A 26,071-nucleotide genomic window follows, 5' to 3' on the forward strand; every position below is an offset into this window, starting at 1 on the left:
TTCAGATCCACATGAGCTGGGCCGGTTCCTCGACGGGGTCGCGCGGAGTCCCCTCATCACTCGGATCCCCGGTACCTCCCGGGTCGTCGGAGGGCGGATCACCGGTCGGATCGGGATCGGGGGTGGTCGGCGGCACGGTCGACCTGGTGGGGCTGGGCGGCGTCGAGGGAACGGAGGAGGTGGGAGCGGACGTGGGGGTGGGGTCCGGCGAGGGGCGCTCGGAGGACCGGGAGGGCGAGGGAGTGAGGGACGTCCCTCCCGTGGGCGGCGGAGCGGTGGACTCCGTGGGCGACGGCACGCCGTCCGTCGGGGAGGAGCCACCGTCCGAGGGCGTGGTACCCGGGTCCGTCGGCACGGAACTGCTCTCGGACGGCGCCCCACCGGACGAGGATCCACTCGAGTCCGACCCGCCCGAGTCCGACCCGCCCGAGTCCGACCCGCCCGAGTCCGACCCGCCTGACGAGGGCCCGTCCGAGCCCGACCCGCCTGACGGCGACCCGCCCGAGTCCGACCCGTCCGTCGACGACCCGCCCGGGTCCGTGGGCTCCGTAGGCCCTGGATCCGTCCCCGTGGAGCCGCCGGCCGGCCCCGTCCCGCCGTCCGAGCCCGACCCGGACCCAGCGGTGTCGGTGCCGTCCGTACCGTCGGTGCCGCTGTCGGAAGCCTTGCCCGGCCACTCCACGTCCAGGGCCACCGCGGCGCCGAACTCCAGCTCGGTGCCCGGCCCGGGGCTCGACCCGGTCACCGGCGCGTCACCCGGCGGCATCTCGTCCCCGGCGACCGTCACCGCCAGGCCCTGCTCCGCCATGGCCGCGCTCGCCTCACCGAAGGTCATCCCCCGTACCTTCGGCACGGCTTGCCGCGCACGCGTGTCGAACGTCGTGTCGGACTCGCCCGTGGTGCCGACGTCCCGGCTGATGCCCCGGTCCGGGTCCTCGACGTCGACGAGCTTGATCTCCTTCAACTGCTCGGGCGCGGGCTTGACGACGACCACCGCGGCCTCGTCGTAGCTCTCCCACTCCTTGTTGCCGTCGCTGAACGTCACCTCGATGCGGTCCGGGTCCGCGGTGAACGAGCGCAGCGGATTTCCGCAGCTGCACTTCACGGCGGGCAGCCCCTGGTCGTCCACCAATACCGCGATACCGGCTTCCAGCAGCGCGTCGAAGGGGACGCCACGGCCCTTCTTGTAGTCGTGGTTCTTCACGAGAGTGTCGTGGCGCAGCAGAACAGGTGTGAGGTCGCCGAGATAATCCGGGATGCGGTCGACATCGACGCCGACGATCCGGGCCCATTCCTGAGCCTTTCTCTTGTTCTCGGGTGCCGTGAGGAAATCCTCCAGCTTGCCCACGTCGCAGATCTTCGGTTTCCGTGTGCCCCCGTACAGGCCGGGGGTGCTGCCCTGCTGGAGGCCGCTGTGCGGTCGCGGGGACCGCAGGTCGGGCTGGTCCCGGCCGAGCCGCTCGCCCTCGTCGAAGAAGGGGGCGAGGGACGGTACCCCCGCGGCCACCGCCGTCACCGCGAGCAGTGACGGGGTCGACTCGCCACAACCGGTGAGGACCAGTAGACCCACCAATAGAAAACATGTTCGCAAGCGCGCGCGAATTGTCATGACCGCTCCCCCCGGCGGTTTTCCCCCGTCACCCCGCGACGCGTATGCGGGGCTCACGCATCATGCTACTGAAGGGCAAAGCCTTTCCGTCAAGAGAAAAGAAAAGGGGCACTGTCCTGTGGCCAAAGAAAAGAATGAGGACAGAAGGGGAAGGAAAAGAAATGAGGCTCAGCGACTACGGGCATTGAGGGAGGCGAGGTAGGCGTTGTACGCCTCCAGCTCCTTGTCGCCGTCCCGGTCGGCCGCACGGTCCGAGCGCCGGGCCTGCCGCTGCTCGGAGTTGTACCACTGGAAGAGCAGCGCCAGCAGGACGAGCACGGAGGGGATCTCGCTGAAGGCCCAGGCGATGCCGCCGGCCGCGTTCTGGTCGGCGAGCGCGTCGATGCCGAGGGAGGCGGGCGGGTTCTCGTACGTCTTGACCATCGGGGCGGACGCCATCATCAGCGCGATGCCGAAGAAGGCGTGGAACGGCATGCCCGCGAACAGCTCCAGCATCCGCATCAGATAGCCGGGGCGGTGCGGGCCGGGGTCCACGCCCATGATCGGCCAGAAGAAGAACAGCCCGACCAGCAGGAAGTGCGTCATCATCACGATGTGCCCCGGCGTCGACCCCATCAGGAAGTCGAACAGCGGCGTGAAGTACAGGCCGTAGAGGCTCGCGATGAACATCGGGATCGTGAACGCCGGATGCGTGACGATCTTCATGTACCAGCTGTGCAGGAACATCAGCAGCAGCTCCCGCGGCCCCGTGCGCCCCTTTCCCGCCACCGGCAGCGCCCGCAGCGCCATGGTGACCGGCGCCCCCAGCAGCAGCACGATCGGCGCCAGCATGCTGATCACCATGTGCTGCACCATGTGCACGCTGAACATCACCATGCCGTAGTCGTTCAGCCCGGTGCATGTCACCAGCATCACGAGCAGCACACCGACGACGAACGCGACGGTCCGCCCGACGGGCCACTTGTCCCCCCGCCGCACGAGGCGCACGACACCCCAGCCGTAGAGGGCGAGGGCCGTGAGGCAGGCGATCAGGAAGAACGGGTCGGCGGACCAGACGAGTCCTCGCCCCAGGGTGAAGGGCAAAAGACCCGCGCCGTGCCCGCTGTGATCCATCCGCCGGCTCCTGATTCGTGGGGGTTGTGCAGGTTGTCCGCACCAGGGTAGAACCGTCGCCGGGCACGCTTGTGCTCGGGGGTCGTGCAACCTACCCAGGGGCGCGGGGAACTGCGCGATCAGCCACGAACCACCCGCTGTCGCCGTACGACTAGAGCACGCACTCCGCCTCGGCGTACCGCTCCGACGGCACCGTCTTCAACGTCTCCACCGCGTCCGCCAGCGGCACCATCACGATGTCGGTCCCCCGCAGCGCGGTCATGTGCCCGAACTCACCCCGGTGCACGGCCTCCACCGCGTGCCACCCGAACCGGGTCGCCAGCACCCGGTCGTACGCGGTCGGCGTACCGCCGCGCTGCACATGCCCGAGGATCACCGGCCGCGCCTCCTTCCCGAGGCGCTGCTCCAGCTCGATCGACAGCTGCCGCGCGATCCCCGCGAACCGCTCGTGCCCGTAGATGTCCTTGCCGCCCTCGTCGAAATCCATCGACCCGGCCTTCGGCTTGGCGCCCTCCGCGGCGACGACGATCGCGAACCGCTTGCCCGCCGAGAACCGCTCGGCGACCTTCGTGGTCAGCTCGTCGATGTCGAAGGGCCGTTCCGGTACGACGATGGCGTGCGCGCCGGCCGCCATGCCGGAGTGGAGCGCGATCCAGCCGGTGTGGCGGCCCATGACCTCCACGACCAGCACGCGCTGGTGGGACTCGGCGGTCGTCTTCAGCCGGTCCAGCGCCTCCGTCGCGACCCCGACGGCCGTGTCGAAGCCGAAGGTGACGTCGGTGACCGCGATGTCGTTGTCGATGGTCTTCGGCACGCCGACGACCGGCAGTCCGCTGTCCGACATCAGCCGGGCCGCCTTCAGCGTGCCCTCGCCGCCGATGGGGATGATCGCGTCGAGCCCGAGCTCCTCGACGTGTTCCTTCGCCCGTGCCACCCCGTCCCGCAGGTGCGAGGGCTGGACGCGGGAGGAGCCGAGGATCGTGCCGCCGCGGGCCAGGATGCCCGCCACGGCGTCCAGGTCGAGCTTGAGGTAGTCGCAGTCCAGGAGACCTTTCCAGCCGTCCCGGAAGCCGATGACCTCGTCGCCGTGGTCGACGACGGCGCGGTGCACGACGGACCGGATGACGGCGTTCAGTCCAGGACAGTCGCCGCCGGACGTGAGGACACCAATGCGCATAGCCCGAATACCTTCTCGACGTGGGCCGGGGACCGGACTGCGTTGTCCGGCTGGAATCCCCGCCACCCTACCGGCGGCAGGGGGCGGGGCCGTAGCGGGCGTCCGCCTGCTGGACGGCCCCGCACAGGTGAGCGGAGCCCTGGTCAGACGGGCTTTCACAGGTGAGCGAGAGGCGCTACGGATGGGCCTTTCGCTCATGCCATGGTGAACCGTTTCTCAAGGGCCCCGGCCCTCCGCCGGACGCGTTACGCGGGCTGTTGGGCCGCCGAGATCCGCTCGTCGCGCAGCGCCTCGAACCAGCGGTCGTCGGTCGGCGGCAGCGCGTTCACGTCCAGCGCCAGCTTCAGCAGCAGGTCCGCGATCTGCGGGTTCCGCGCCAGCACCGGCCCGTGCATGTATGTGCCGAACACGGTGTCGTTGTACGCGCCCTCCGTGCCGTCGCCCGTGCCGTTGCCCTTGCCGAGCCGCACGTTCGCGAGCGGGCGGGCGGTCGGGCCGAGGTGGGTGACGCCCTGGTGGTTCTCGAACCCGGTCAGCTGCGGCAGCCCGAGGCGCGGGTCGATGTCCGCGAGGACGTCGCCGACGCACCGCTCGCCCTCGCCCCGGGTCGTCGTCACGTCGAGCAGACCGAGGCCGGGCTCGCGCTGGCCGAGGTCGTTGACGAACTCGTGGCCGAGGATCTGGTAGCCGGCGCAGACCGCGAAGACGATCGCGCCGTTGTTCACCGCCTGGTACAGGTGCCGGTCGCGGCGCAGCCGCTCGGCCGCCAGCCGCTGCGGCCGGTCCTCGCCGCCGCCGATCAGATAGATGTCGCCGGAGGTCGGGATCGGCTGGTCGCTGCGCACGTCCAGCCGGGCCACGTCCAGGCCGCGCTGACGTGCCCGGCGCTCGACGACGAGGACGTTGCCCTGGTCGCCGTAGGTGCTGAGCAGGTCCGGGTAGACCCAGACGACCCGCAGACTGTTGTCGCTCATGAAGTCAGTGCCCCTCAGAGTCGTTCATGGTCGTTCGTGGCCGGGTGCTCAGTTGCCCACGCGGCGGCGCAGGTCCTGGAACGCGGTGTAGTTCGCGATGACCTCGATCCGGCCCGGCGGGCACATCTGCACCGCCTGGTCGAGGGTGTCGCAGACCTGGAAGTGCTGGTTCGCCACCTCCAGGCGCACCGCGAGGTCCAGCTTGCGGTCGCCGAGCACGAAGATCGGGTGGCCGGTGAGCCGGGTGTAGTCCACGTCCCAGAGCCAGGAGGTGTCGGTGCCGTCGGCGCCGCGCGCGTTCACCGAGAGGATCACCGGCGACGGCGGCGGGTCGATCAGGGAGAACGTCTCCAGCCAGCCCGCCGGGTTCTTGGCGAGCAGCAGCCGCAGGTCGCGCTGCATGAACTGGACCACGTCGTACCGTCCGGCGACCGCCTGCACCTGGTACATGCGTTCCAGGGCGACCTGGGGCGGCACCCCGAAGACGGCGGCCGTGGCGGCCGAGGAGGCGGCGTTGGCCTTGTTGGCGCGGCCCGGCAGCTGCAGATGGATCGGCCAGGCCGAACCGTGCGGGTCCAGGACGTGGTCGCCGGAGAGCGCCCAGCTCGGCGTCGGGCGGCGGAAACCGCACTCGCCGCAGAACCAGTCGTCGCCGGGGCGCTGCATCACACCGCCGCAGGACGGGCAGGACCAGGCGTCGTCCTTCCACATCTGGCCGACCGCGACCCAGATCACGTTCGGCGACGACGAGGCCGCCCACACGATCAGCGGGTCGTCGCAGTTGGCCACGACGACGGCCTTGGTGCCGGCCAGGCCCTCCCGCCACGCCTCCGCCATCATGCGGGTCTCGGCGGCACGGTCGAGCTGGTCGCGGGAGAGGTTGAGCAGCGCGATGCACTTGGGGTCGGTGTCCCGCGCGACACCGGCGAGGTACTTCTCGTCGACCTCGATCACCGCGAACTTGGCGTCCGAGTTCCCGGCGAGGGCCGAGGTGATGCCCGCGGGCATATTGGCGCCGAGCGCGTTCGAGACGACCTCGCCCGCGGCCCGGAGTGCCTCGGCGATCAGCCGGGTCGTGGTGGTCTTGCCGTTGGTGGCCGAGACCAGGACGACGTCCAGGCTCTGTGCGAGCCGGGCGAGGAGGTCGGGGTCGAGTTTCAGTGCCACCCGGCCACCGATCACAGATCCGCTACCGCGCCCCGCGGCACGCGATGCCGCCGCGACCGCTTTGCCCGCCGTCACGGCCAGCTTGGCCCGCGGCGTGAGCGGGTCCGAGTTGCCTGCCATCAGTTCTCGATCCTCCTTGCGTACAGCGCCGCGCCCAGTCCCGGCTACGTGTGGACCAAAGCCTATCGAGATCCACTCACCCGCCCGAATCTCGACCGGGCCGTCGCCCTGTCCGGACCGGCGATATCGGGTCCGAACGTACCCTTGCGGCCATGCGAAGCGGCTCGATTCCCGGCGCCCGAGGGCGCGTTCTCCCCATGACACTGCTCGGGGACCCCGTATTGCAGGCGCCCTGTGAAGAGGTGACGGACTTCGGGCCCGAACTGGTGCGGCTTGTGGAGGACATGTTCGCGACGATGTACGACGCGCGGGGGGTGGGGCTCGCCGCGAACCAGGTGGGCCGGGCGCTCCGGGTGTTCGTGTACGACTGTCCGGACGACGACGAGGTGCGTCATCTCGGCCATGTGGTGAACCCGAGGCTGGTCTCCACGGAGGGGATCGTGCTGCGGGGGCCCGAGGGGTGTCTGTCGCTGCCGGGGCTGGAGGCGGGGGTGGAGCGGTACGACGAGGCCGTCGTGGAGGGGTTCACGGTGGACGGGGACCGGGTGCGGGTGCGGGGGAGCGGGTTCTTCGCGCGGTGCCTGCAGCACGAGTGCGATCATCTTGAGGGCCGGGTGTATGTGGACCGGCTGTCGGGGTGGAGACGTTCCCGGGTGCTGAGGAAGGTCGCTCGGGCGTCGTGGGGGGTGTGAGTTCGTCGGCGGGTGCGGGTTCGGTGGGGGTTCTCGCGCCCACGCGGCGGAGCCGCATATCGATACAGCCCCGCGCCCCTTTCAGGGGCGCTGACGACCGACTTCGCCTAAGAGGAACCCTAGAAGCCCGGGCCGCCGACCTTGTCGCCCGCTGCTGCCAGGCGGCCCCAGAGGAGGTCTGCGAGGCTGCGGACCAACTCGGCCCTGGTGAGGGGGCGTTCGCCGAGCCACCAGTCGCCGGCGGCGTGCATCATGCCTACGATGCCGTGGCCCCATACACGTGCCAGCAGGCGGCTGTCGGGGCCGAGGTCGAGGCGGTCCTCGATGACCGTGCCGAGTTCCTCGCCCATGCGCCGCAGGAGGGGGGCCGAGTGCTTGCCGACGTCGAAGCTCTGGTCGCCGGGCTGCCCGCCCTCGGCGGGGTGCATGAGGAAGCGGTACACCTGGGGGCGGGCCTCGATGGCCGCCAGATAGGTGTCGAGCGTCGCCTCGACGCGTTCGCGGCGCTCCGCCGGGGCGTCCAGCGCGGCCCGCAGGGAGTCGAGCAGGGCGTCGGTGTGACGCTGGGCGAGGGCGGCGTAGAGTCCGCCCTTGTCGCCGAAGTGGCGGTACAGAATCGGCTTGGTGATGCCGGCCTCGGCCGCGATGGCGTTCATCGACGCTCCGGGGCCGTCGCGGAGCACGACTCGGTCCGCGGCCTCCAGCAGCTCGCGCCGACGGCGGTCGGCGGACCGCTCCTGGTCGGTCCGCTGCGTGGTGTCCATGAGTCTTCCCCCAAATACTGATGACAGTGACGCCCTGCGCAAACTAACACTGATTGACACGACCGGATCGAACGGGCTACCGAGCTCATCCCGGGAGTTGACTTTTCCTACTGACCGGTAACAGACTCTCGTTACCGCAGGTAACATCTTAGTGCAGTGCTGGAGGCGCGTCATGGCCGAGTTCACCATGGAACTCAACGAGGAACAGCGAGAGGTCCGCGACTGGCTCCACGGATTCGCCGCCGATGTGATCCGCCCCGCGGCCGCCGAGTGGGACGAGCGCGAGGAGACCCCCTGGCCGGTGATCCAGGAGGCCGCCAAGGTCGGCATCTACTCCCTCGACTTCTACGCCCAGCAGTACTTCGACCCCACCGGCCTCGGCATCCCCATGGCCATGGAGGAGCTGTTCTGGGGCGACGCGGGCATCGCCCTGTCCATCGTCGGCACCGGCCTCGCCGCCGTCGGCGTCCTCGCCAACGGCACCGAGGAGCAGATCGGCACCTGGATCCCCCAGATGTACGGCGACGCGAACGACGTCAAGGTCGCCGCGTTCTGCTCCTCCGAGCCCGACGCCGGTTCCGACGTCGCCTCCATGCGCACCCGCGCGGTCTACGACGAGGCCAAGGACGAGTGGGTCCTCAACGGCACCAAGACCTGGGCGACCAACGGCGGCATCGCCAACGTCCACGTCGTCGTCGCCGTGGTCGACCCCGAGCTCGGCTCCAAGGGTCACGCGTCCTTCATCGTCCCGCCGAACACGCCCGGTCTGTCCCAGGGCCAGAAGTTCAAGAAGCACGGCATCCGCGCCTCCCACACCGCCGAGGTCGTCCTGGAGGACGTGCGCGTCCCCGGCTCCTGCCTGCTCGGCGGCAAGGAGAAGCTCGACGAGCGCCTGGCGCGGGCCCGTGAGCGGGCCAAGGCCGGCGGCGAGCGCGTGAAGAACGCCGCGATGGCCACGTTCGAGGCGTCCCGCCCGGCCGTAGGCGCCATGGCGGTGGGCACCGCCCGTGCCGCGTACGAGGTCGCCCTCGACTACGCCAAGACCCGTGAGCAGTTCGGTCGGCCCATCATCGACAACCAGGGCGTCGCCTTCCAGCTCGCGGACATGCGGACCTCCGTCGACGCGGCGCGGCTGCTGGTGTGGCGGGCGTCCTGGATGGCGATCAACGGCAAGCAGTTCACGGCGGCCGAGGGGTCCCAGTCGAAGCTGTTCGCGAGCGAGACGGCGAAGAAGGTGACGGCGCAGGCGATCCAGATCCTGGGCGGCAACGGGTACACCCGTGAGTACCCGGTCGAGCGGATGCACCGGGACGCGGCCATCTACACCATCTTCGAGGGTACGAGTGAGGTGCAGCGGCTGGTGATCGCCCGGACCTTGTCGGGGATGCCGATTCGGTAGCGCCGTGGGGTGTGACTGTGTCGGTCGGGCTGCGGGCTGCTGATCAGCGGTGACGACATGTGAACCCGACGGGAGTGCTCGATGACGCGTACGGCCGGAGCAGTGCTGGAAGCGATCACCGCGAGGCTCGCGCCCGATCCGAGCGACAACCCCCTGCTGCCGCTGATCGGCTCCGGTGCCGCCGGGGTCGGCACCCTCGCCGTGCTCGCGCTGGAGCAGCGGCTCGTCATCGCCGCCGACCTGCGCTCCTTCCGCCATCTGGCCGAACGGTCGGCGGTCGAGGAGCCGGCCGCCGCCCCCTTCTTCGAGATGCTCGCGGAGGGCGAGGCGGTGGCGGCGCGGGCGCTCGGGGCCTACGCCGAGGCGTGCGGGGTGGACGCCGAACGGGCCGCGGGGTACGAGCCGCTACCGGGCTGTCAGGCCTACCCGTCGTACGTCGCCCGGCTCGCCCTCGGCGCGGCACCGGCCGACGTGGTGCTCGCCCTGACCGCCAACTTCGCGTCCTGGGGCGGCTACTGCGCGACGATCTCGAAGGCCCTTCGCGACCACTACGCCTTCACCGACGAGGCCTGCGCCTTCTTCGACTTCTTCGCCGAGCCCGCACCGGAACTGGAGGAGAGGGCGAGGGCGGCGGTACAGGCCGGGCTGGATGCCGACCGGATCGACGAGGGGGCGGCCGACGGCTACGGCCGACTGCTCCAGAGGTACGAGTCGATGTTCTGGACGACGCTGGCGCGCCTCTGAAAGGGGCGCGGGGAACTGCGCGACAAGCCACGACGCACCCGCGGGCGCGTACCGACGTGGGGGCTACGGCGCGTGGGCGGACCGGGCCTCAGCCGGAGGCGCCCCCGCTGCTGTGCGCGATGCACGCCACGTCGATCCGGTCCGCCAGCTTCGCCAGTTCGATCGTCAGGGCCGCCACCGTGTCCTCGTCGAGCTCCTCACCCGCCTCCACCAGGTGCAGCCAGCGCCCGCCCACCGTCCGCAGCAGCTTGCTCACATCGGCCGCAGACACCTGTAGGGTCCCGCGGTCGTCGACGATCAGAGGCAGAGTCACTTCGCGGTTCACAACGGGGATGGTAGCCGCGGAACGCTCACGCCCCGTGCCATACCGTGGTGATGTTGCAGAACTCCCGGATTCCGTGTCCGGACAGCTCACGCCCGTATCCGGACCGCTTGACCCCGCCGAACGGGAACGCCGGGTGGGAGGCGGTCATCCCGTTGACGTAGACCGCGCCGGCGTCGAGGTCCCGGACGAAGCGGTCGACCTCGGCGGTGTCCCGGGTCCACACGTTGGAGCTGAGCCCGAAGGGCGTGTCGTTGGCGATCGCGATCGCTTCGTCGAGGTCGGCGACCCGGTACAGCGTGGCCACCGGGCCGAAGGTCTCCTCCTGGTGGACGCGCATCTCGGGCGTGATGTCGGCGAGGACGGTCGGCGGGTAGAACCAGCCGGGCCCGTCGGGCCGTTCCGCGCCGCACAGGACGGTGGCGCCGCTCTCCACGGCCTCGTCGACCAGCTCCTCCAGGTCCTCGCGGCCCCGCTCGCTGGAGAGCGGGCCGACGTCGGTGTCCTCGTCCAGCGGGTCGCCCACCTTCAGCGCCCGCATCGCCTCGACGAACCGTTCGGCGAAGGCGTCGTACACGTCGGCGTGCACGATGAACCGTTTGGCGGCGATGCACGACTGGCCGGTGTTCTGCACCCGGGCCGTCACGGCGACCCGCGCCGCCTTCTCGACGTCGGCGGAGGGCATCACCACGTACGGGTCGCTGCCGCCCAGTTCCAGCACGGTCTTCTTGACCTCGTCGCCCGCGACCGAGGCGACCGCCCGCCCGGCGGGCTCGCTGCCGGTGAGGGTGGCGGCCCTCACCCGCGGATCGCGCAGGATGTCCTCGACGGCGCCGGAGCCGACGAGCAGGGTCTGGAAGCAGCCCTCGGGGAAGCCCGCCCGGCGGAAGAGATCCTCCAGGTAGAGCGCGGTCTGCGGGACGTTGGAGGCGTGCTTCAGCAGGCCCACGTTGCCGGCCATCAGGGCGGGCGCGGCGAAGCGGATCACCTGCCAGAGCGGGAAGTTCCACGGCATCACGGCGAGCACGGGGCCGAGCGGCCGGTAGCGGACGAGGACCCGGGAGGCGCCCGAGTCCTTCACGTCCGCGTCGGACGGCTCCACGTCGGTGAGCAGCACCTCGGCGTGGTCGGCGTACCAGCGCATCGCCTTCGCGCACTTGGCGGCCTCGGCGCGGGCCTGCTTGACGGGCTTGCCCATCTCCGTGGTCATCACCCGGGCGACGTCCTCGGTGTCCTCGTCGAGGAGGTCGGCGGCCCGGCGCAGCAGCCGGGCGCGTTCCGCGAAGGAGGTGGTCCGGTAGGCGCGGAACGTGGCGGCGGCGGTGGCGAGGCGGTGTTCGATCTCCTCCTCGCCCAGGGCGTCGTACGTCTTCAGGGTCTCGCCGTTCGCCGGGTTGACCGTGGCGATGGGCATGCTGGCCTCCTGCGTGGGCTGTCCTTCGACCTTCCCGCGCGACGGCGCACGCCGCAACGCGGACTCAGCCCGAGTGCTCCAGGAGACGGTCGAGAAACTCCGCCTGCGCCGGGACGATCACGGCCCTGGCCCGTTCGACGGTGAGCCACTCCACGCGGTCCAGCTCAGGGAACTCCTGGAGCTGTCCCGACCTCGGCGGCCACTCCATGCGGAAGGTCCCCGGTACGACGGTCGCCGGGTCGAGGTCCGCCTCGATCGCCCAGGCCGTGACGATCTTGCCGTTCTTCTGCGTGACCTCGCCCAGCGGTACGGCCTCCCCGTCGGGCGGCGTCAGCCCCAGCTCCTCCTGGAACTCCCGGCGGGCCGCGTCCCAGGCGGGCTCGTCCGGCTCGTACTCGCCCTTGGGCACGCTCCACGCCCCCGCGTCCCTGTGCGCGAAGTACGGGCCGCCCATGTGGCCGAGCAGTACCTCGACGCCGTGCTCGGTGCGGCGGTGGAGCAGCAGGCCGGCACTGCGCTTGGGTGTGGTCAACGGGTCACCTCGGGGTGTGCGGCGAGCAGGGCCTCGACCGTATCGGCTTCCGCGGGGGTCTTGTCCTCGCGGTACCGGATCACGCGGGCGAAGCGGAGGGTGACGCCGGCCGGGTAACGGGTGGAGCGCTGCAGGCCGTCGTAGGCGATCTCGACGACGAGTTCGGGGCGGACGGTCACGCCCCAGCGGTGCTCCTCCACCGCCAGTTCCGTCAGCCGTTCGGTCTGCCAGGCCAGCAGCGCGTCGGTCATGCCCTTGAAGGTCTTGCCGAGCATGGCGAAGGAGCCGTCGGCGGTGCGGGCGCCGAGGTGGAGGTTGGAGAGCCTGCCGGTGCGGCGGCCGTGGCCCCACTCGGCGGCCAGGACCACCAGATCGAGGGTGTGGACGGGCTTGACCTTCAGCCAGGACGCCCCGCGCCGGCCCGCGCTGTAGGGGGCGTCGAGGGCCTTCAGCACGACTCCCTCGTGGCCGCGTTCCAGGGTGGCGGCGAGGAAGCCCTCCGCCTCGGGGAGGTCGCCGGGGCCGTTCACCAGGGTGCGGCGGACGCGCATCGGTTCGGGGACGAGGCGGGCCAGTTCGGTGTGGCGGTCGGCGAAGGGCAGGTCGAGGAGGTCCTGGCCGTCCACGGACAGGGCGTCGAAGAAGACCGGCGAGACCGGGACCTGAGCGGCGGCCGTCGCCACGTCCAGCCGGGAGCCGACGCGTCCGGCGGTCTCCTGGAAGGAGCGGGGGCGGCCGGTCTCGTCGAACGCGATCACCTCTCCGTCCAGGATGAACCGTTCGCCCCTCAACTCCAGTGCGGCGACGGTCAGTTCGGGCAGCCGGTCGGTGATGTCGTCCAGGGTGCGGGTGTAGAGGCGTACGCGGTCGCCGTCGCGGTGGACCTGGACGCGGATGCCGTCGAGCTTCTCCTCGACCGCGCACACACCGAGCTTCGCCACGGCCTCCGCGACGGAGGACGCGCTGTGCGCCAGCATCGGCTGGACGGGCCGCCCGACGGTGAGCCGGAACGCGTCGAGGGCCGACGCGCCCTCCGTGAGCAGGGCCTGCGCCACGGTCTGGAGCGAGCCGGCCAGCATCACCGCCCGGCGTACGTCGGCGGCGGGCGCGCCGGTGGCGCCGGCCAGCCCCTCCACGGCGAGGGCGTCCAGGGCGCCTTGACGGACCTCCCCGGTGAGCAGGCCGAACAGGTAGCGCTGCTCGTCCTCGGTGGCCGCCCTCAGCAACTCGCCGACCAGGCGCCTTCGTTCGGCCTGCGAACCGGTGCCGGTGACCGCGCCGATCACCGTCAGCCGGGTGTCGACCTCGCGGACCGTGAGGGTGGGGGTGCCGGCCGGCAGGATCTGCTGGTCCAGGACCCTCCAGCCGATGCCGAGTCTGCCCTGGGGCAGCCGGCCCGCGAGGTAGGGGATGACGATCGGGACGTCCGCCGCGTCGGCGTCGCGGAAGAGTTCGGCGAGCAGGGCGGTCTTGCGGGACCGGGCCGAGGTGGCGGCGATCTCTTGCGACACGCGGGCGAGCCGGGCGAAGAGCATGGAGTCATGGTCCTACGGAGTTTGGCCGGGCGCCCATTGGGGTGGGGGTGCGGGTTTCGTCGGCGGGTGCGGGTGGGTGGGGCTTCTCGCGCAGTTCCCCGCGCCCCTGAAAGCGATGGCCCTTCGGGCCGATCGATCATCTCGCGTCCAGGTCCGTCATCAGAAGGTCTCCGTTGATGGTTGCGCCTGCTCGGTAGCCCGAGGAGGCCGCGTTGATCACCTGTTCGGAGAAGCCCATCGCGTTGCCCGCGGCCCAGACCTCGGGGACCGTGGTCCGGCCGGTCGGGTCGATGACGGGGTAGGCGCCGAAGGGGGTTTCGTCCAGGTCGGCGCCCAGTTTCTCCAGCAGGCCGGTCTGCGGGAGGGGGCGGGGCGCGGTGAAGAGCACCGAGCGGGCGTGGGTCGTGCCGTCGGCGAGCCTGACGCCGGTGAGGCGGTCGTCCTCCACGACCAGGCGGGCGACCTCGCCGGGGACCACGCGGACCCCGGCGGCCGCGAGGCGGCGCAGGTCGTCGTCGGAGAGGTCGCTCTCGGGGACCTCGTGCAGGAACAGGGTCACGTCCTTGGACCACTGGGAGACCATCAGGGCCTGGTGGACGCTCAGCGGGGACGTCGCGAGCACGCCGAAGGGCCGGTCGCGGACCTCCCAGCCGTGGCAGTAGGGGCAGTGCAGGACGTCCCGGCCGAAGCGTTCGGCGACGCCGGGAACGGCCGGGAGTTCGTCCCTCAGGCCTGTGGCGACGACCAGGCGCCGGGCGCGCGCGGTCCGGCCGTCCGCGAGGGTGACGGTGAGGTGCCGGCCGTCGTCGTCCCGGGTGACGTCGACCGCCCGGCCCCGGACCAGCTCCACGCCGTAGCGGGCGATCTCCTCCCGGCCGACGGCCAGGAACTCCGCCGGGGGCATCCCGTCCCGCGACAGGAAGCCCTGCATGTGCGCTGCGGGCGCGTTGCGGGGCTCGCCCGCGTCGACGACCAGGGTGCGGCGCCGGGCCCGGCCGAGGACCAGGGCGGCGGAGAGTCCTGCCGCGCCGCCGCCGATGACGATCACTTCGTACCGCTCGATCGGTTCGTACTGCTGGGTCATGGTGACCACCTCCATGCCCGACGGTCGCGTGAGAACTGCCGTATTGACAAATGTCTTTGCCGAAACTGCAATGGAACGATGAGTGAGAAGGGTGAGGAGACCGGCGGCACGGACGAGGTGCTCGCAGGAGTCGGGCCGCGGCTGCGGCGGATCCGCAAGGAGCGCGAGGCGACGCTCGCCGGGCTGTCGGAGGCGACCGGCATCTCGGTGAGCACGCTGTCGCGGCTGGAGTCGGGGCTGCGCAAGCCCAGCCTGGAACTGCTGCTGCCGATCGCGCGGGCCCACCAGGTGCCGCTGGACGAGCTGATCGGGGAGCCGCCGGTGGGCGATCCCCGGGTGCGGTCGAAGCCGATCCAGCGGCACGGGCGGACGTACTGGCCGCTCACCCGGCAGCCGGGCGGGCTCCAGGCCTTCAAGGTGCTCATCCCGCAGTCGCGGCAGGAGCCGGAGCCGCGCACCCACGAGGGCTACGAGTGGCTGTATGTGATGTCCGGGAAACTGCGCGTCGTGCTCGGCGAACATGATGTGGTGATGGTGGCCGGGGAGGCCGCCGAGTTCGACACCCGGGTGCCGCACTGGTTCGGGTCGACGGGGGAGGGGCCGGTGGAGTTCCTCAGCCTGTTCGGGCCGCAGGGGGAGCGGATGCATGTGCGGGCCCGGCCGGCACGGTCGTGACGTACGCGGCCGTGACGCACGCTACTCGCCCTCGGCTGTTCCCCGGAGGGCAAGCGACCGCTTAGTATGCATGCGGCAGTCGGGCCGGGGCCCGACGAAGCAGTCCGAAGCAGTCCGTGGAGGCACCGCATGCAGGCATGGCAAGTGCACGAGAACGGCGAGCCGAGCGAGGTGATGCGGCTCCAGGACGTGGAGCGGCCCACGCCCGGCGACGGCCAGGTCCTGCTGAAGGTGCGTGCCGCGAACATCAACTTCCCCGATGTGCTGATGTGCCGTGGGCACTACCAGGTCCGGCCGCCGCTGCCGTTCACGCCGGGCGTGGAGATCTGCGGGGAGACCGAGGACGGCCGCCGGGTTCTCGCCAATCCGGCGCTGCCCCACGGCGGCTTCGCCGAGTACGCGGTCGCCGATGCCGCCGCCCTGCTGCCCGCGCCCGAGTCGCTGGACGACGCCGAGGCCGCGGCCCTCCACATCGGCTACCAGACGGGCTGGTTCGGCCTCCACCGCCGGGCCCGCCTCGAAGCGGGGGAGACCCTGCTCGTCCACGCTGCCGCCGGAGGGGTCGGCAGCGCGGCGGTGCAGCTCGGCAAGGCTGCCGGGGCGACGGTCATCGGTGTCGTGGGCGGCGCCGACAAGGCCGCCGTGGCCCGGGAGCTGGGCTGCGACGTGGTGATCGACCGGCGGAGCGAGGACGTCGTCTCCGCTGTGAAGGAAGCCACCGGAGGCCGGGGCGCGGATGTGATCTACGACCCCGTGGGCGGCGAGGCCTACACGCAGTCGACCAAGGTCGTCGCCTTCGAGGGGCGCATCGTGGTCGTCGGCTTCGCCAGCGGGACCATCCCCAGCCCCGGCCTCAACCACGCCCTCGTCAAGAACTACGCGATCCTCGGCCTGCACTGGGGCCTGTACAACACCAAGAACCCGAAGCTGGTCCAGCACTGCCACGAGCAGCTCACCGCGCTGGCGGCCCGGGGCGTCGTCAAGCCGCTGGTGAGCGAGCGCGCACCGCTCGACGGGGCGGCCGCCGCCGTGCAGCGCGTCGCCGACGGTGTGACCACGGGCCGGGTCGTCGTGGTGCCCTCGCTGGAGAACGGAGCCGCAGCATGACCGACGCAGCCGACCTCAGGCGCCGCACGGCCGAGTTGCTGGCCGCCCACCCGCCCGCCACCACCGACAAGCTGGACTTCCTGAGGGCCCGCTTCGACGCCGGACTCGCCTGGGTGCACTACCCCGAGGGCCTCGGCGGCCTCGGCGCCCCGCGCTCCCTCCAGGCCGTGGTCGACGCCGACCTGGCGGCCGAGGGCGCCCCCGACAACGACCCGCGCCGCATCGGCATCGGCCTCGGCATGGCCGCGCCCACGATCCTCGCCTACGGCACCGAGGAGCAGAAGCGGCGGTTCCTGCGCCCCCTGTGGACCGGTGAGGAGGTCTGGTGCCAGCTCTTCAGCGAGCCGGGCGCCGGGTCCGACCTCGCCGCGCTCGGCACCCGGGCCGTCCGGCAGGGCGACGGCGACTGGGTCGTCAACGGGCAGAAGGTGTGGACGTCCAGCGCCCACGTCGCCCGCTGGGCCATCCTCATCGCCCGCACCGACCCTGACGTGCCCAAGCACCGGGGCATCACCTACTTCCTCTGCGACATGACCGACCCGGGCATCGAGGTCCGCCCGCTCCGGCAGGTCACCGGCGAGGCCGAGTTCAACGAGGTGTTCATCACCGACGTCCGCATCCCGGACTCGCGCCGCCTCGGCGAGGTCGGCGACGGCTGGAAGGTCGCGCAGACCACCCTCAACAACGAACGCGTCGCCATCGGCGGCATGCGGCTGCCCCGCGAGGGCGGCATGATCGGCCCGGTCGCGAAGACCTGGCGCGAACGCCCCGAACTGCGCACCCACGACCTCCACCAGCGGCTGCTGAAGCTCTGGGTCGAGGCCGAGGCCGCCCGGCTCACCGCCGAACGGCTGCGGCAGCAGCTCGTCGCCGGCCAGCCCGGCCCCGAGGGCGCCGGCATGAAGCTCGCCTTCGCCCGCCTCAACCAGGAGATCAGCGGCCTGGAGGTCGAACTCCGGGGCGAGGAAGGCCTGTTGTACGACGACTGGACCATGCGCCGTCCCGAACTGGTCGACTTCGTCGGCCGCGACGCCGGCTACCGCTACCTCCGCTCCAAGGGCAACAGCATCGAGGGCGGGACCACCGAGGTCCTGCTGAACATCGTCGCCGAGCGCGTCCTGGGCCTGCCCGGCGAACCGCGCACCGACAAGGACGTCGCGTGGAAGGACCTCGCCCGATGAGCACCCAGTCGCCCCAGCGCGCAGAGCCCGACCTGCTGTACTCGGAGGACGAGGAAGCCCTCCGCGCGGCCGTGCGCGACCTGCTGACCGACCACTGCGACGCGGCCGGAGTCATCGCCCGCGCCGAGTCGGACGCGCCGCACGACCGTGAGCTGTGGAAGCTGCTCGCCGACGGCATGGGCCTCGCCGGCCTCCTCGTCCCCGAGGAGCTGGGCGGCCAGGGCGCCACGCATCGCGAAGCCGCCGTCGTCCTGGAGGAGCTCGGCCGGAGCGTCGCCCCGGTGCCGTACCTCACCAGTGCCGTCGTCGCCACCGAGGCCCTGCTGGCCACCGACGCCGGTGACCTCCTCGGCGACCTGGCGTCGGGCCGCCGGATCGGCGCCCTCGCCGTCGCCCTGCACCTCTCCGCGGGCAGCGCCTACAAGGTCGTACGGTTCGAGGACGGCGCCCTGCACGGAGAGCTGACCGGCATCGCCGACGCGGCCGTCGCCGACGTACTGCTGGTGCCCGCCGACGACGGGGGCCTCTACGCGGTCGACACCTCGGCGGTGACCGTCACCCCGCAGGTGTCCCTCGACCTGACCCGGCCGCTGGCGACGGTGACGCTCGACGGGGCGCCGGGACGGCTCCTCGGGGACGCCGAGCCCGCCGTACGCCGCGCCCTGCGCGCCGGGGCCGGACTGCTCGCCTCCGAACAACTCGGCCTCGCCGAATGGACGTTGACCGAGACGGTCCGCTACCTCAAGGAGCGCAAGCAGTTCAACCGGCCCGTCGGCGGTTTCCAGGCACTCAAGCACCGCCTCGCGCAGCTGTGGCTGGAGGTCGTCAACCTGCGGGCCGCCGCCCGGAACGCGGCCGACCGGCTCGCCACCGGCGGCGACGACGCCGACCTCGCGGTGGCCGTCGCCCAGGCCTTCGCCGCGCCCGTGGCCGTCCACACGGCCGAGGAAGCGCTCCAGCTGCACGGCGGGATCGGCATGACCTGGGAGCACCCGGTCCACCTGTACCTGAAGCGGGCCAAGGCGGACTCGATCGCGTACGGCACGGCGGGCGCCCACCGGGCGGCCCTGGCCGAACTGGTCGACCTCCAGGCCCCCTGACCGACGCCGGGAGAAGCGCCGGAGAACAGCGAGCGAAGCCCGCCCCACCTGGGGCGGGCTTCTCCGTGCGCGCCTCGACGGACGGAGCGGAACCGGGTGAACGCACGACGGCGGTCCGGCCAACTCCCCGCACGGGCCTGCTCATCGGCCCCTTCCGGCTCGCATACTCGCTGGGTCCGCAACCGGCCCCACCCGGGAGGCAGAGCATGGCCCTCACCACCCGTCGCAGAGCCCTCACCACCCTCGGCGCCGCCCTCACGGGCGCCGTCGCCCTGCCCGCCACGAGCGCCCTGGCGGGCGAACGCGAGCACCGGCCGCGCCCGTTGTGGCGGGCCCACGCGCACAACGACTACGAGCACCCGCGGCCCCTCCTCGACGCCCTCGACCACCGCTTCGGCAGCGTCGAGGCCGACATCTTCCTCGTCGGCGACCGGCTCCTCGTCGCCCACGACCCCGCCGACCTGGACCCCGCCCGCACCCTCGAAGCCCTCTACCTCGACCCGCTCGCCGCTCGTGTCCGCGCCCACCACGGCTCGGTGTACCGGGGCCACCACAGGCCCCTCCGATTGCTCGTCGACATCAAGACCGAGGGCGCCTCCACCTACCTCGCACTCGACCGGCATCTGCGGCGCCACCGGCACCTGTTCACCACGTACGCGCACGGCCGCGTGCACCCGGGCGCGGTCACCGTCGTGGTCTCCGGGGACCGGGCCGCCAGGGTGCCCATGGAGACGCAGACCGTGCGGCGCGCCTTCTACGACGGGCGCCTCGCCGACCTCGCGTCCCCGACGCCCGCGCCCGCCTCCTTCATCCCGCTGATCTCCGACAACTGGCTGCTCAACTTCACCTGGCAGGGCGTCGGTCCGTTCCCCGAGGCCGAACGCGCGCGGCTCCGGCAGATCGTCTCCACGGCGCACCGGCGCGGGCAGAGGGTGCGGTTCTGGGCGACGCCCGACCAGCCCGGTCCGGCGCGGGACGCGCTGTGGGGCGAGCTGCTCGCGGCCGGTGTCGACCACCTCAACACGGACGACCTCGCGGGCCTCGAAGCGTTCCTGGACGTCCGCCGGGCGGCGTAGCCGCGGCCCGGCCGACACCACTCGTTCGGCGGACGCATCCGCCGCACGGACGAACCCCCCGCTACGTCACACTTGCGGCCGAATGCCGCGAAGTGGGCGCGGCGGAGGAGGTTGACGATGGCCGTTTCCATCTCTGTGGTGGTGCTGCTGATGATCCTGACGGTGGTCTTCCTGCGCAACGGCGCGCTGAAGTTGTCGCACGCCGTGGTCTGTGTGCTGCTGGGGTTCTCGATGGCCGGCACGAGTCTGGCGCCGACCGTGCACAACGGGCTGACGGCCACGGCGGACATCGTGAGCAGTGTGAAGCCGTGAGGGGGACCGGGGGCGCCTGATGGGGTGCGGGTGCGTCGGCGGCTGCCGGCCCGGTGGGGCCTGGTCGCGCAGTTCCCCGCGCCCCTGAAAGACCTGGCCCTGCGGGCCTGAAAAGCACGGGGCGGAGCCCCTGCTTTTCAGGGGCGCGGGGAACTGCGCGAGAAGCCCCCTCCGGAGCCGCAGCCGAAGTCCGCGTCGGTCACGGCTTGGTGAAGACGCCGATGCCGTTCGGGACGGCTCGTTCCGTGCCGTCGCTCGGGTGGTTGCGGACCGTGACCGCGCTCGCTCCCGGGGCGCGGGCCACGAGTGTGGAGGAGCCGCCGCCGTCCAGGCTGAACGCGTCGGCCGAGCCCAAGTCCCGCATGGTGGCGGCCACTTCAGCGATCGTGAGCCCGGTGCGGTAGGCCGCGGCGCCGTCCAGCGCGAGCAGCAGCAGACGGCGGCCGCCGTCGGCGACGCCCGCGGCCGTGCGGACCGCCGACGTCGTGGTGTCGAGGCCGGGCAGCGGTCGGCCGTCCCGCAGGACCGGGTAGCCGCCGAGCGCGAAGGCGTACGGCGTGCCGGTCGAGGAGACCAGGAGGTGCCGTACCTCCACCGCGTCACCGGGGGCGAGCTTGCGCAGCTGCTGGGCGCCCGCCTCGCGGCCGACCAGCACGGTCGCGCCGGCCGCGATCGCGCCGCTGCCGGGGGTGCCCGCCGTACCGACCACGCGGCCGTCCTCCACCAGCACCTCGTGGGTGTCGGTGCTGCACGGCGCGGCCCGGTCGGTGTCCGTGCCGCAGACCGCGCGCATCCGGGAGACCTCGCCCCAGTCCGAGGTGAACGCCCCCACGGAACCGACCGGCAGGGCGTACTGGTTGAGGCCGCGGAGCGGAAGGTCGCCCTCGGCGGTGGTGACGGAACCGTCGAGGGCGATGCTGTCGAGGCGGGCGGTACCGTCGGTGGTGACACCCAGGACGTCCGTGGTGCCGGTGCCCGGCGGCAGGGCCGGGCCGAAACGCTGGCCCTTCGGTACGGCGGCCTTCAGCGCGTGCCCGTCGGCGATCGCCGGGCCGACCGGCGCCCCCGTGGCCGCGACGCCGGGGTGCTGGGTCTCGGTGATGTTGAAGAAGTCGCCGTTGACCCCGGCCACGGCACCCGCCGCGTCGGCCAGCCGGGTCACGGTCGCGCGCGAGGCCACCTTCCCCGGATACAGCAGCCCGACGCCCACCTGGGGGTTGCCGAGGTCGACGCTCAGCACATGGGCGTGGGTCAGGCCCTTGGCCGCCTGGATGTCGAACTGGCTGTACTCCACGCCCGGTGCGACGACGACGGTCCTGGACGCGCCACTGGCCGGTGCCGCCCCCACGAGGGCCGCGCCGGCCAGCACGCTCCACGCCGAGAGAACCGTCAGTACCGTTCTGAACCGTCGAGCACGACGTGTCACGGTGCCCCCTGATGTCTCGTCAAATGTCCCAGGACTCAGGGGAAGTGCACCAGACGACTACCGGCCGCGCGGGGGCTCCGCCTCGACGACGCGGGAACGGATGAGAAAACGCACCCCTTCGGGTGCTTCCAGGGAGAAGCCGCTGCCCCGGCCCGGTACGACGTCCACGATGAGCCGGGTGTGGCTCCACGCCTCGTACTGGCCGCGGGACATCCAGAACCCCACCGTCTCGTCGATCCCGTCGACGGTCAGCTCGGCGAGGAGGACGTCCGAGTTCCCCGTGCGGAACTCGCCGTCGGGGTAGCACATGGGGGCGCTGCCGTCGCAGCAGCCGCCCGACTGGTGGAACATCAACGGGCCGTGGGCCGCCCGCAGCCGCCGGACGAGATCGGCGGCCGCGGGGGTCAGCTCTACGCGGGGGACGACATCCATGGGCGCAGTGAACGCCTCGTCAGGTTGCGAGGACGTTGCGCGCCCGCGTCCAGGTCAGCCCTGTGGCGCGTCGCCGCCCGGGCGGTTGCGGCGGCGCAGCAGGAGCAGGCCGCCCGCGAGGGCCGCGATGCCGCCGGCGGCGGTCCAGGCGGGGATGTCGGAGGTGCCGGTCGCGGCCAGGTCCTCGGCCCGGCCCCCCTGGGCGCGCGTGGCGGAGGACCGCGAGTCTCCCGTGGCGCCCTTCTCCGCGCCCGTCTTCGTGCCCGACCCGGAGCCCGTGGCGGAGCCGGTGTCCGAGCCCGGCGCGGACGGTGCCGCGTCCGCCTCGGCCGCGCTCGCCCGGTCGCGGGTGAACGCCAGTGTCCCGAAGCCGAGTTGGTCGTAGCCGCCGCTGTTGGGGCCGTAGTCGCCGCCGCCGCCCTCGGGGGCCGCCTTGGCCGCCATGCGGGTGAGGTAGGAGGCGTCGAGGCCCCGGCGCCGGGTGTAGTGGTTGGCGATCATGGCCCAGATGGGGCGCGTCATGTTCGGGTCGACGCCGGCCGCGTCGGACGCCGTCTCCCTGCCGGACCAGCCGTCGACCGCGCCCTTCGCGCGGGTGTTGGCCGTGTAGGCGACCTCCCCGCCCATGGCCCACTTGGCCACGTACTGGGCGCCCTTGAGGAAGCGGTTGTCGTCGTAGCCGTACAGGTCGATGCCCTGGTTCCAGGCCATCTCGCAGAAGGTGCCCATCAGGCCGACGCCCAGCAGCGCGTGGCCCTGGTCGCGGCCCGCCTCCAGCCACTCGCCGAGGCCGTCGTCGTGCACGACGGGGATGGCCTTGCGGACCGCGCCGAGCCCCTCGCCGTTCTTGAAGTAGTCGACGGCGCGCGCCACTTGGGCCTTGTCGTCGCAGAAGATGCCGGTGGCGAGGACGCAGGCCATGTTGGCGAGGTCCCAGTTGGGCCAGTAGTTGGTGATCACGGCGCCGTTGTGGCGGACCAGGAAGTCGTCGCTGAGCGGGGCGAAGACCTCGCTCAGCATCGTCTTGAAGCGGTCCAGCTCGAAGTCGGCGTGATCGCGGACGAGTTCGGCGGCGTTGGCGAACTGGTAGCCGTACAGGCCCGCCGCGAGGAAGCGGTCGGCGCTGCCCTGCACGCTGGTCAGCGTCCCCGACCAGGCGTTGAGGATCCGCACGGCGGTGTCGGCGTGCGCGCTCTCGCCGGTGACGTGGTGGCGCAGGGCGTTCTGGTAGGCCGCGTGGATGTCCTTGTAGAGCTGGGCGTAGTTCTGCGGGGACCCGCCGCCCCGGAAGACCGTGGCGACGGGGCGGGGGGCCCACGAGCTCTGGGAGTGCGGGTTGGCGGTCAGCTTCGCGAAGCCCGCGGTGTGGGGCCGGGAGCCCGCCTTCACCTTCGCCGCCATCCGCGCGAGGTCGGCCGTGGTGTGGAGCAGACCGGGGTGCGCGAAGGCGGCGCCCGCCGCGGAGGCGGGCACCGCCGCCAGGCCCGTGCCGACGCCCAGGCCGACCGCGCCCGCGGCGATACCGGCGATCTTCAGCGTGCTCCGGCGGCTGATCTGTGCAGTCACGTGGGGGTCCTCGGGTCTCGGGTACAGGGCGCGGCCCGGGCCCGCGTCGGCCCGCGCGGGCGGCCACACACAGGAGACGCACCGGCCCCGGCGCGGATAACAGAAACCGGGGCGGTGCGTCGTCCCGCGTACCCGTCGGGTCAGGCGCCCGGGGTCCACCCGCCCAGCCAGTCCGCGATCTCCTGGTCGGCGGCCTGGGCGTCCGTCAGCTGGGGGCGGTCACCGCTCGCGCTGCCCGATCCGGCGCCGGTGTTCTTGTACTCGGCGAAGCGGTCGTCCTTCCAGGAGAAGCCGCCCATGTCCGACCAGGGCGTGGACTTGATCGCGGCGCTGAGGGTGGAGTTGCGGACCGTGGTCTGCGGGTCGACGGTCGTGTCGCCGCCGGGGTGCCAGTTGCGGCCGAGGAAGAAGCTCGCGGCGGACACGTCACCGTTGACGGTCGAGCGGTTGATCAGGATGCCCTTGCGGTTCGCGGGCGTGCTCGGCGCGGTGATGTACCCGGCGGAGGTGCCGTTCCAGCGCTTCTTCAGGGTGATGACCGACTTGTCGACGACCACGGTGGCCCGGCCGAAGACGAAGTCGACGTTGCCCGTGACGTAGGAGTTGGTGACGTAGACCCGGCCGAGCTTGTCCTTGGCGGCGGTCTCCATCTCCAGGGTGTCCTGGTCGCCGTTGACGATGACGCCGTCGAGGACGATCCGGTCGGCCTGGGTGAGGAGCGCGACGGCCTGGTGCCCGTTCAGGGACTGGTTCGCGGCCTCGTCGAAGTCGTTGGTGACGGTGAGGTTGCGGACCTGGGAGTCGTCGGACTGGATGGACACGGTCGCGCTGCCGGGGGTGCCGTAGGTGCCCGAGCCGTCCGGCTTCTGCATGCCCGCGGCGTTGCCGTACACGATCGTGGTGTCCTTGCGGCTGCCGCCGGAGCCCTGGATGGTGACGTGCGGCTTGTTGGACGGGACCTTCACGACCTCGCGGTACGTGCCCGGCGCGACCGAGATGACCACCCGCGCGGTGTTGCCCGCGGGCACCGCGTCGACGGCCTTCTGGACGGTGGTGAACTGGCCGCTGCCGTCCTTGGCGACGGTCAGCGTGGTGGCCGCGGCGGCCTTGGTCGTCGCCGTCGTGCCGATGGAACTCCGGGGGCCCGCACCGGACTTCAGCAGGGCGGGCACGTCGGCGGCCTTGTCGAGGGTGTAGGGGTAGTACGTCTTCGGGTCGAAGGCCGTGCCGCCGCTCTCGTTGCGGCCCGAGGTGCCGGAGAAGACGTTGCCGCGCTGGACCAGGGCGGCCGTGGCGTCCTTGGTGACGGGGTTCTTCAGGCCCTGGAAGTAGCTGTTCTCCAGCACCATCTTCGTGTTGCCGCGGGCGTAGTTGCCGTACGCGGAGGAGATCTCCGTACCGGAGACGTCCTCCAGGAAGTTGTTGTACAGGTGCGCGTGCGCCACGTTGTCGGTGGAGGGGTTGCGCTGCTCGGTCTCGCGGAACCAGTTGTGGTGGATCGTCAGGTCGGCGGTGGTGTTGGTGGTCCAGCCGATGCCGAAGGTCTTGTTGTTCTGGCTCAGCTTGTTCCAGGACACCGTGACGTAGGTGGTGTCCTTGCGGCTGTCGATGAGCCCGTCCGCCATGTGGCGCAGGTCGTTGTGGTCGATCCAGACGTGGTGGGCGCCGTCCATCTGGATCGCGTCGAAGTCGTGGTCCTTGTCGTTCCAGGTGCCCTGGTAGGAGTCCCGGATCGTCAGGTTGCGGATGATGACGTTGTGGACGCCGGAGCCGAGGAAGAAGCCGCCGCCCACGATGTGGCCCGAGGTGCCGGAGCCGACGATCGTCTTGTCGGAGGCGACCTTGATCTCCTTGCCCACCGGGTTCATGTCGATCGTCGCCGCCACGACGATGACGTAGGGCTCGGCGGCGGTCGCGTACTTCTCCAGGTCGGCCAGGGTGCGCACGGTGACCGTCTTTCCGCCCCGGCCGCCGTAGGTCCCGTTCTGGCCCAGCGCGTTCACCGAGGCGAAGCCGTCGGCGCTCTCGTCGGCCCAGGCGGTGGTGGCCGCCGCCGCGCGGGGCTGCGCCGCCTCGCCGAAGACACCGAAGACCGTGCCGTAGGCCAGGGTCCCGGCTGCGGCCAGGGTCAGGGGGACGCCGGCCACGAGCGCCGTCTTCCTTCTGCGGTGGCGGGCCTTGCCGTGGTTGTCGCTCACGCGTCGCTTCCGTTCCGTGCGGGGGGATGGTCGTCAGCCGAGCAGTCGCCGCCGGACGGGGAGAGGTTGCCGTCCTTCGGTGCTAATTTCGGTCAGGTGAAAGGAACTTCGGACCGCAGGGCGCCATGGCCGAAAAACACCCCTCACTCCGGGGGTGGAACGGTTCAGTTCGCTCAGGGCGGGTCCGCGACGGTCGTTGACACGTGTGCGCAGGTCAGATCGGGGCTGTCACAGCAGTACATCGATTCCGTTGTTCACTTGACTACCGGGCGTCACACGCGATTGGCTCCGCCCAGCGAAAGTCAGCCAGTCGCCGCACGTCATCGCGGTGATGGCGGCGATCTCACCCTCC

The 26,071-nt window shown here is 71.6% G+C and carries 24 protein-coding genes; 9 read left to right on the forward strand and 15 right to left on the reverse strand.

The window, feature by feature from the left end; all coding sequences use genetic code 11:
• Position 1 precedes the first annotated feature (1 nt).
• From HW837_RS32930 to HW837_RS32950, 5 genes are all read right to left on the reverse strand, one after another.
• Positions 2 to 1,570 carry a DUF6777 domain-containing protein gene (locus HW837_RS32930; RefSeq protein ID WP_313895603.1) on the reverse strand — a complete coding sequence of 523 codons (1,569 nt, stop codon included), beginning with the start codon at positions 1,568 to 1,570 and terminating at the stop codon, positions 2 to 4.
• A gap of 207 nt (positions 1,571 to 1,777) precedes the next feature.
• Complete coding sequence (locus tag HW837_RS32935; RefSeq protein ID WP_193380879.1) at positions 1,778 to 2,722, reverse strand: cytochrome c oxidase assembly protein; 945 nt, start codon at positions 2,720 to 2,722, stop codon at positions 1,778 to 1,780.
• Between the two features lie 151 nt (positions 2,723 to 2,873).
• The gene (locus HW837_RS32940) at positions 2,874 to 3,899 is read right to left on the reverse strand and encodes a 6-phosphofructokinase (protein ID WP_045562348.1); all 1,026 of its coding nucleotides are present in this window, start codon (positions 3,897 to 3,899) and stop codon (positions 2,874 to 2,876) included.
• Between the two features lie 245 nt (positions 3,900 to 4,144).
• On the reverse strand, positions 4,145 to 4,873 hold the full coding sequence (locus HW837_RS32945; RefSeq protein WP_045562347.1) for a type 1 glutamine amidotransferase: 729 nt from the start codon (positions 4,871 to 4,873) through the stop codon (positions 4,145 to 4,147).
• Positions 4,874 to 4,921: 48 nt separating this feature from the next.
• Entirely contained in the window at positions 4,922 to 6,160 is a 1,239-nt protein-coding gene (locus HW837_RS32950) for a Mur ligase family protein (protein WP_045562346.1), read from the reverse strand.
• Between the two features lie 152 nt (positions 6,161 to 6,312).
• Between HW837_RS32950 and def the strand changes: the two genes are divergently transcribed.
• Complete coding sequence (def, locus tag HW837_RS32955) at positions 6,313 to 6,852, forward strand: peptide deformylase (RefSeq protein ID WP_193380880.1); 540 nt, start codon at positions 6,313 to 6,315, stop codon at positions 6,850 to 6,852.
• 119 nt (positions 6,853 to 6,971) lie between these two features.
• Here the strand turns inward: def and HW837_RS32960 are convergent, their stop codons facing one another.
• A complete protein-coding gene (locus HW837_RS32960) occupies positions 6,972 to 7,616 on the reverse strand; it encodes a TetR/AcrR family transcriptional regulator (protein ID WP_045562344.1) in 645 nt (214 codons plus the stop codon).
• A gap of 172 nt (positions 7,617 to 7,788) precedes the next feature.
• On the opposite strand from HW837_RS32960, the gene HW837_RS32965 reads away from it, so the two are divergent.
• Positions 7,789 to 9,015, forward strand: a complete 1,227-nt coding sequence (locus HW837_RS32965) for an acyl-CoA dehydrogenase family protein (RefSeq protein ID WP_093789714.1) — start codon at positions 7,789 to 7,791, stop codon at positions 9,013 to 9,015.
• 81 nt (positions 9,016 to 9,096) lie between these two features.
• Positions 9,097 to 9,759: a thiaminase II/PqqC family protein gene (locus HW837_RS32970; protein ID WP_193380881.1), complete on the forward strand. Its 663-nt coding sequence runs from the start codon at positions 9,097 to 9,099 to the stop codon at positions 9,757 to 9,759.
• An 88-nt stretch (positions 9,760 to 9,847) separates the two neighbouring features.
• Here the strand turns inward: HW837_RS32970 and HW837_RS32975 are convergent, their stop codons facing one another.
• The 5 genes from HW837_RS32975 to HW837_RS32995 form a co-directional block, all read right to left on the reverse strand.
• On the reverse strand, positions 9,848 to 10,084 hold the full coding sequence (locus HW837_RS32975; protein ID WP_045562964.1) for a DUF6213 family protein: 237 nt from the start codon (positions 10,082 to 10,084) through the stop codon (positions 9,848 to 9,850).
• A gap of 25 nt (positions 10,085 to 10,109) precedes the next feature.
• The gene (locus tag HW837_RS32980; RefSeq protein WP_045562963.1) at positions 10,110 to 11,495 is read right to left on the reverse strand and encodes an NADP-dependent succinic semialdehyde dehydrogenase; all 1,386 of its coding nucleotides are present in this window, start codon (positions 11,493 to 11,495) and stop codon (positions 10,110 to 10,112) included.
• Positions 11,496 to 11,559: 64 nt separating this feature from the next.
• A complete protein-coding gene (locus HW837_RS32985; protein WP_045562962.1) occupies positions 11,560 to 12,027 on the reverse strand; it encodes an NUDIX hydrolase in 468 nt (155 codons plus the stop codon).
• Positions 12,024 to 13,562: an ATP-dependent DNA ligase gene (locus HW837_RS32990; RefSeq protein ID WP_045562961.1), complete on the reverse strand. Its 1,539-nt coding sequence runs from the start codon at positions 13,560 to 13,562 to the stop codon at positions 12,024 to 12,026. Before HW837_RS32990 ends, HW837_RS32985 begins: the two co-directional genes overlap by 4 nt.
• Positions 13,563 to 13,698: 136 nt before the next feature.
• The gene (locus HW837_RS32995; protein WP_045563015.1) at positions 13,699 to 14,646 is read right to left on the reverse strand and encodes an NAD(P)/FAD-dependent oxidoreductase; all 948 of its coding nucleotides are present in this window, start codon (positions 14,644 to 14,646) and stop codon (positions 13,699 to 13,701) included.
• Between the two features lie 78 nt (positions 14,647 to 14,724).
• On the opposite strand from HW837_RS32995, the gene HW837_RS33000 reads away from it, so the two are divergent.
• The 6 genes from HW837_RS33000 (at position 14,725) to HW837_RS33025 (ending at position 20,097) form a co-directional block, all read left to right on the forward strand.
• A complete protein-coding gene (locus tag HW837_RS33000; protein WP_045562960.1) occupies positions 14,725 to 15,321 on the forward strand; it encodes a helix-turn-helix domain-containing protein in 597 nt (198 codons plus the stop codon).
• 129 nt (positions 15,322 to 15,450) lie between these two features.
• Positions 15,451 to 16,428 (forward strand): NADPH:quinone oxidoreductase family protein, encoded by a 978-nt coding sequence (locus HW837_RS33005; RefSeq protein WP_193380882.1) that lies wholly within the window; start codon positions 15,451 to 15,453, stop codon positions 16,426 to 16,428.
• A complete protein-coding gene (locus HW837_RS33010) occupies positions 16,425 to 17,609 on the forward strand; it encodes an acyl-CoA dehydrogenase family protein (protein WP_045562958.1) in 1,185 nt (394 codons plus the stop codon). The genes HW837_RS33005 and HW837_RS33010 overlap by 4 nt, the downstream gene beginning before the upstream one ends.
• Complete coding sequence (locus HW837_RS33015; protein WP_045562957.1) at positions 17,606 to 18,709, forward strand: acyl-CoA dehydrogenase family protein; 1,104 nt, start codon at positions 17,606 to 17,608, stop codon at positions 18,707 to 18,709. The genes HW837_RS33010 and HW837_RS33015 overlap by 4 nt, the downstream gene beginning before the upstream one ends.
• Positions 18,710 to 18,915: 206 nt before the next feature.
• Positions 18,916 to 19,785, forward strand: coding sequence for a phosphatidylinositol-specific phospholipase C/glycerophosphodiester phosphodiesterase family protein (locus tag HW837_RS33020; RefSeq protein WP_093789719.1), 870 nt, complete (start codon positions 18,916 to 18,918; stop codon positions 19,783 to 19,785).
• Between the two features lie 117 nt (positions 19,786 to 19,902).
• The gene (locus HW837_RS33025; protein WP_045562955.1) at positions 19,903 to 20,097 is read left to right on the forward strand and encodes a hypothetical protein; all 195 of its coding nucleotides are present in this window, start codon (positions 19,903 to 19,905) and stop codon (positions 20,095 to 20,097) included.
• Between the two features lie 199 nt (positions 20,098 to 20,296).
• Here the strand turns inward: HW837_RS33025 and HW837_RS33030 are convergent, their stop codons facing one another.
• The 4 genes from HW837_RS33030 to HW837_RS33045 all read right to left on the reverse strand — a co-directional run bounded on the left by HW837_RS33030 (position 20,297) and on the right by HW837_RS33045 (position 25,719).
• Entirely contained in the window at positions 20,297 to 21,523 is a 1,227-nt protein-coding gene (locus HW837_RS33030) for a phosphodiester glycosidase family protein (protein ID WP_390623593.1), read from the reverse strand.
• A gap of 57 nt (positions 21,524 to 21,580) precedes the next feature.
• Complete coding sequence (locus HW837_RS33035; RefSeq protein WP_045562953.1) at positions 21,581 to 21,955, reverse strand: DUF779 domain-containing protein; 375 nt, start codon at positions 21,953 to 21,955, stop codon at positions 21,581 to 21,583.
• A 54-nt stretch (positions 21,956 to 22,009) separates the two neighbouring features.
• Positions 22,010 to 23,521, reverse strand: coding sequence for an alginate lyase family protein (locus HW837_RS33040; RefSeq protein WP_093789776.1), 1,512 nt, complete (start codon positions 23,519 to 23,521; stop codon positions 22,010 to 22,012).
• Positions 23,522 to 23,661: 140 nt separating this feature from the next.
• Positions 23,662 to 25,719, reverse strand: a complete 2,058-nt coding sequence (locus HW837_RS33045) for a pectinesterase family protein (protein WP_093789720.1) — start codon at positions 25,717 to 25,719, stop codon at positions 23,662 to 23,664.
• Between the last annotated feature and the right edge of the window lie 352 nt (positions 25,720 to 26,071).

Source organism: Streptomyces caniscabiei (assembly GCF_014930365.1).
Classification (GTDB): Bacteria; Actinomycetota; Actinomycetes; order Streptomycetales; family Streptomycetaceae; genus Streptomyces; species Streptomyces caniscabiei.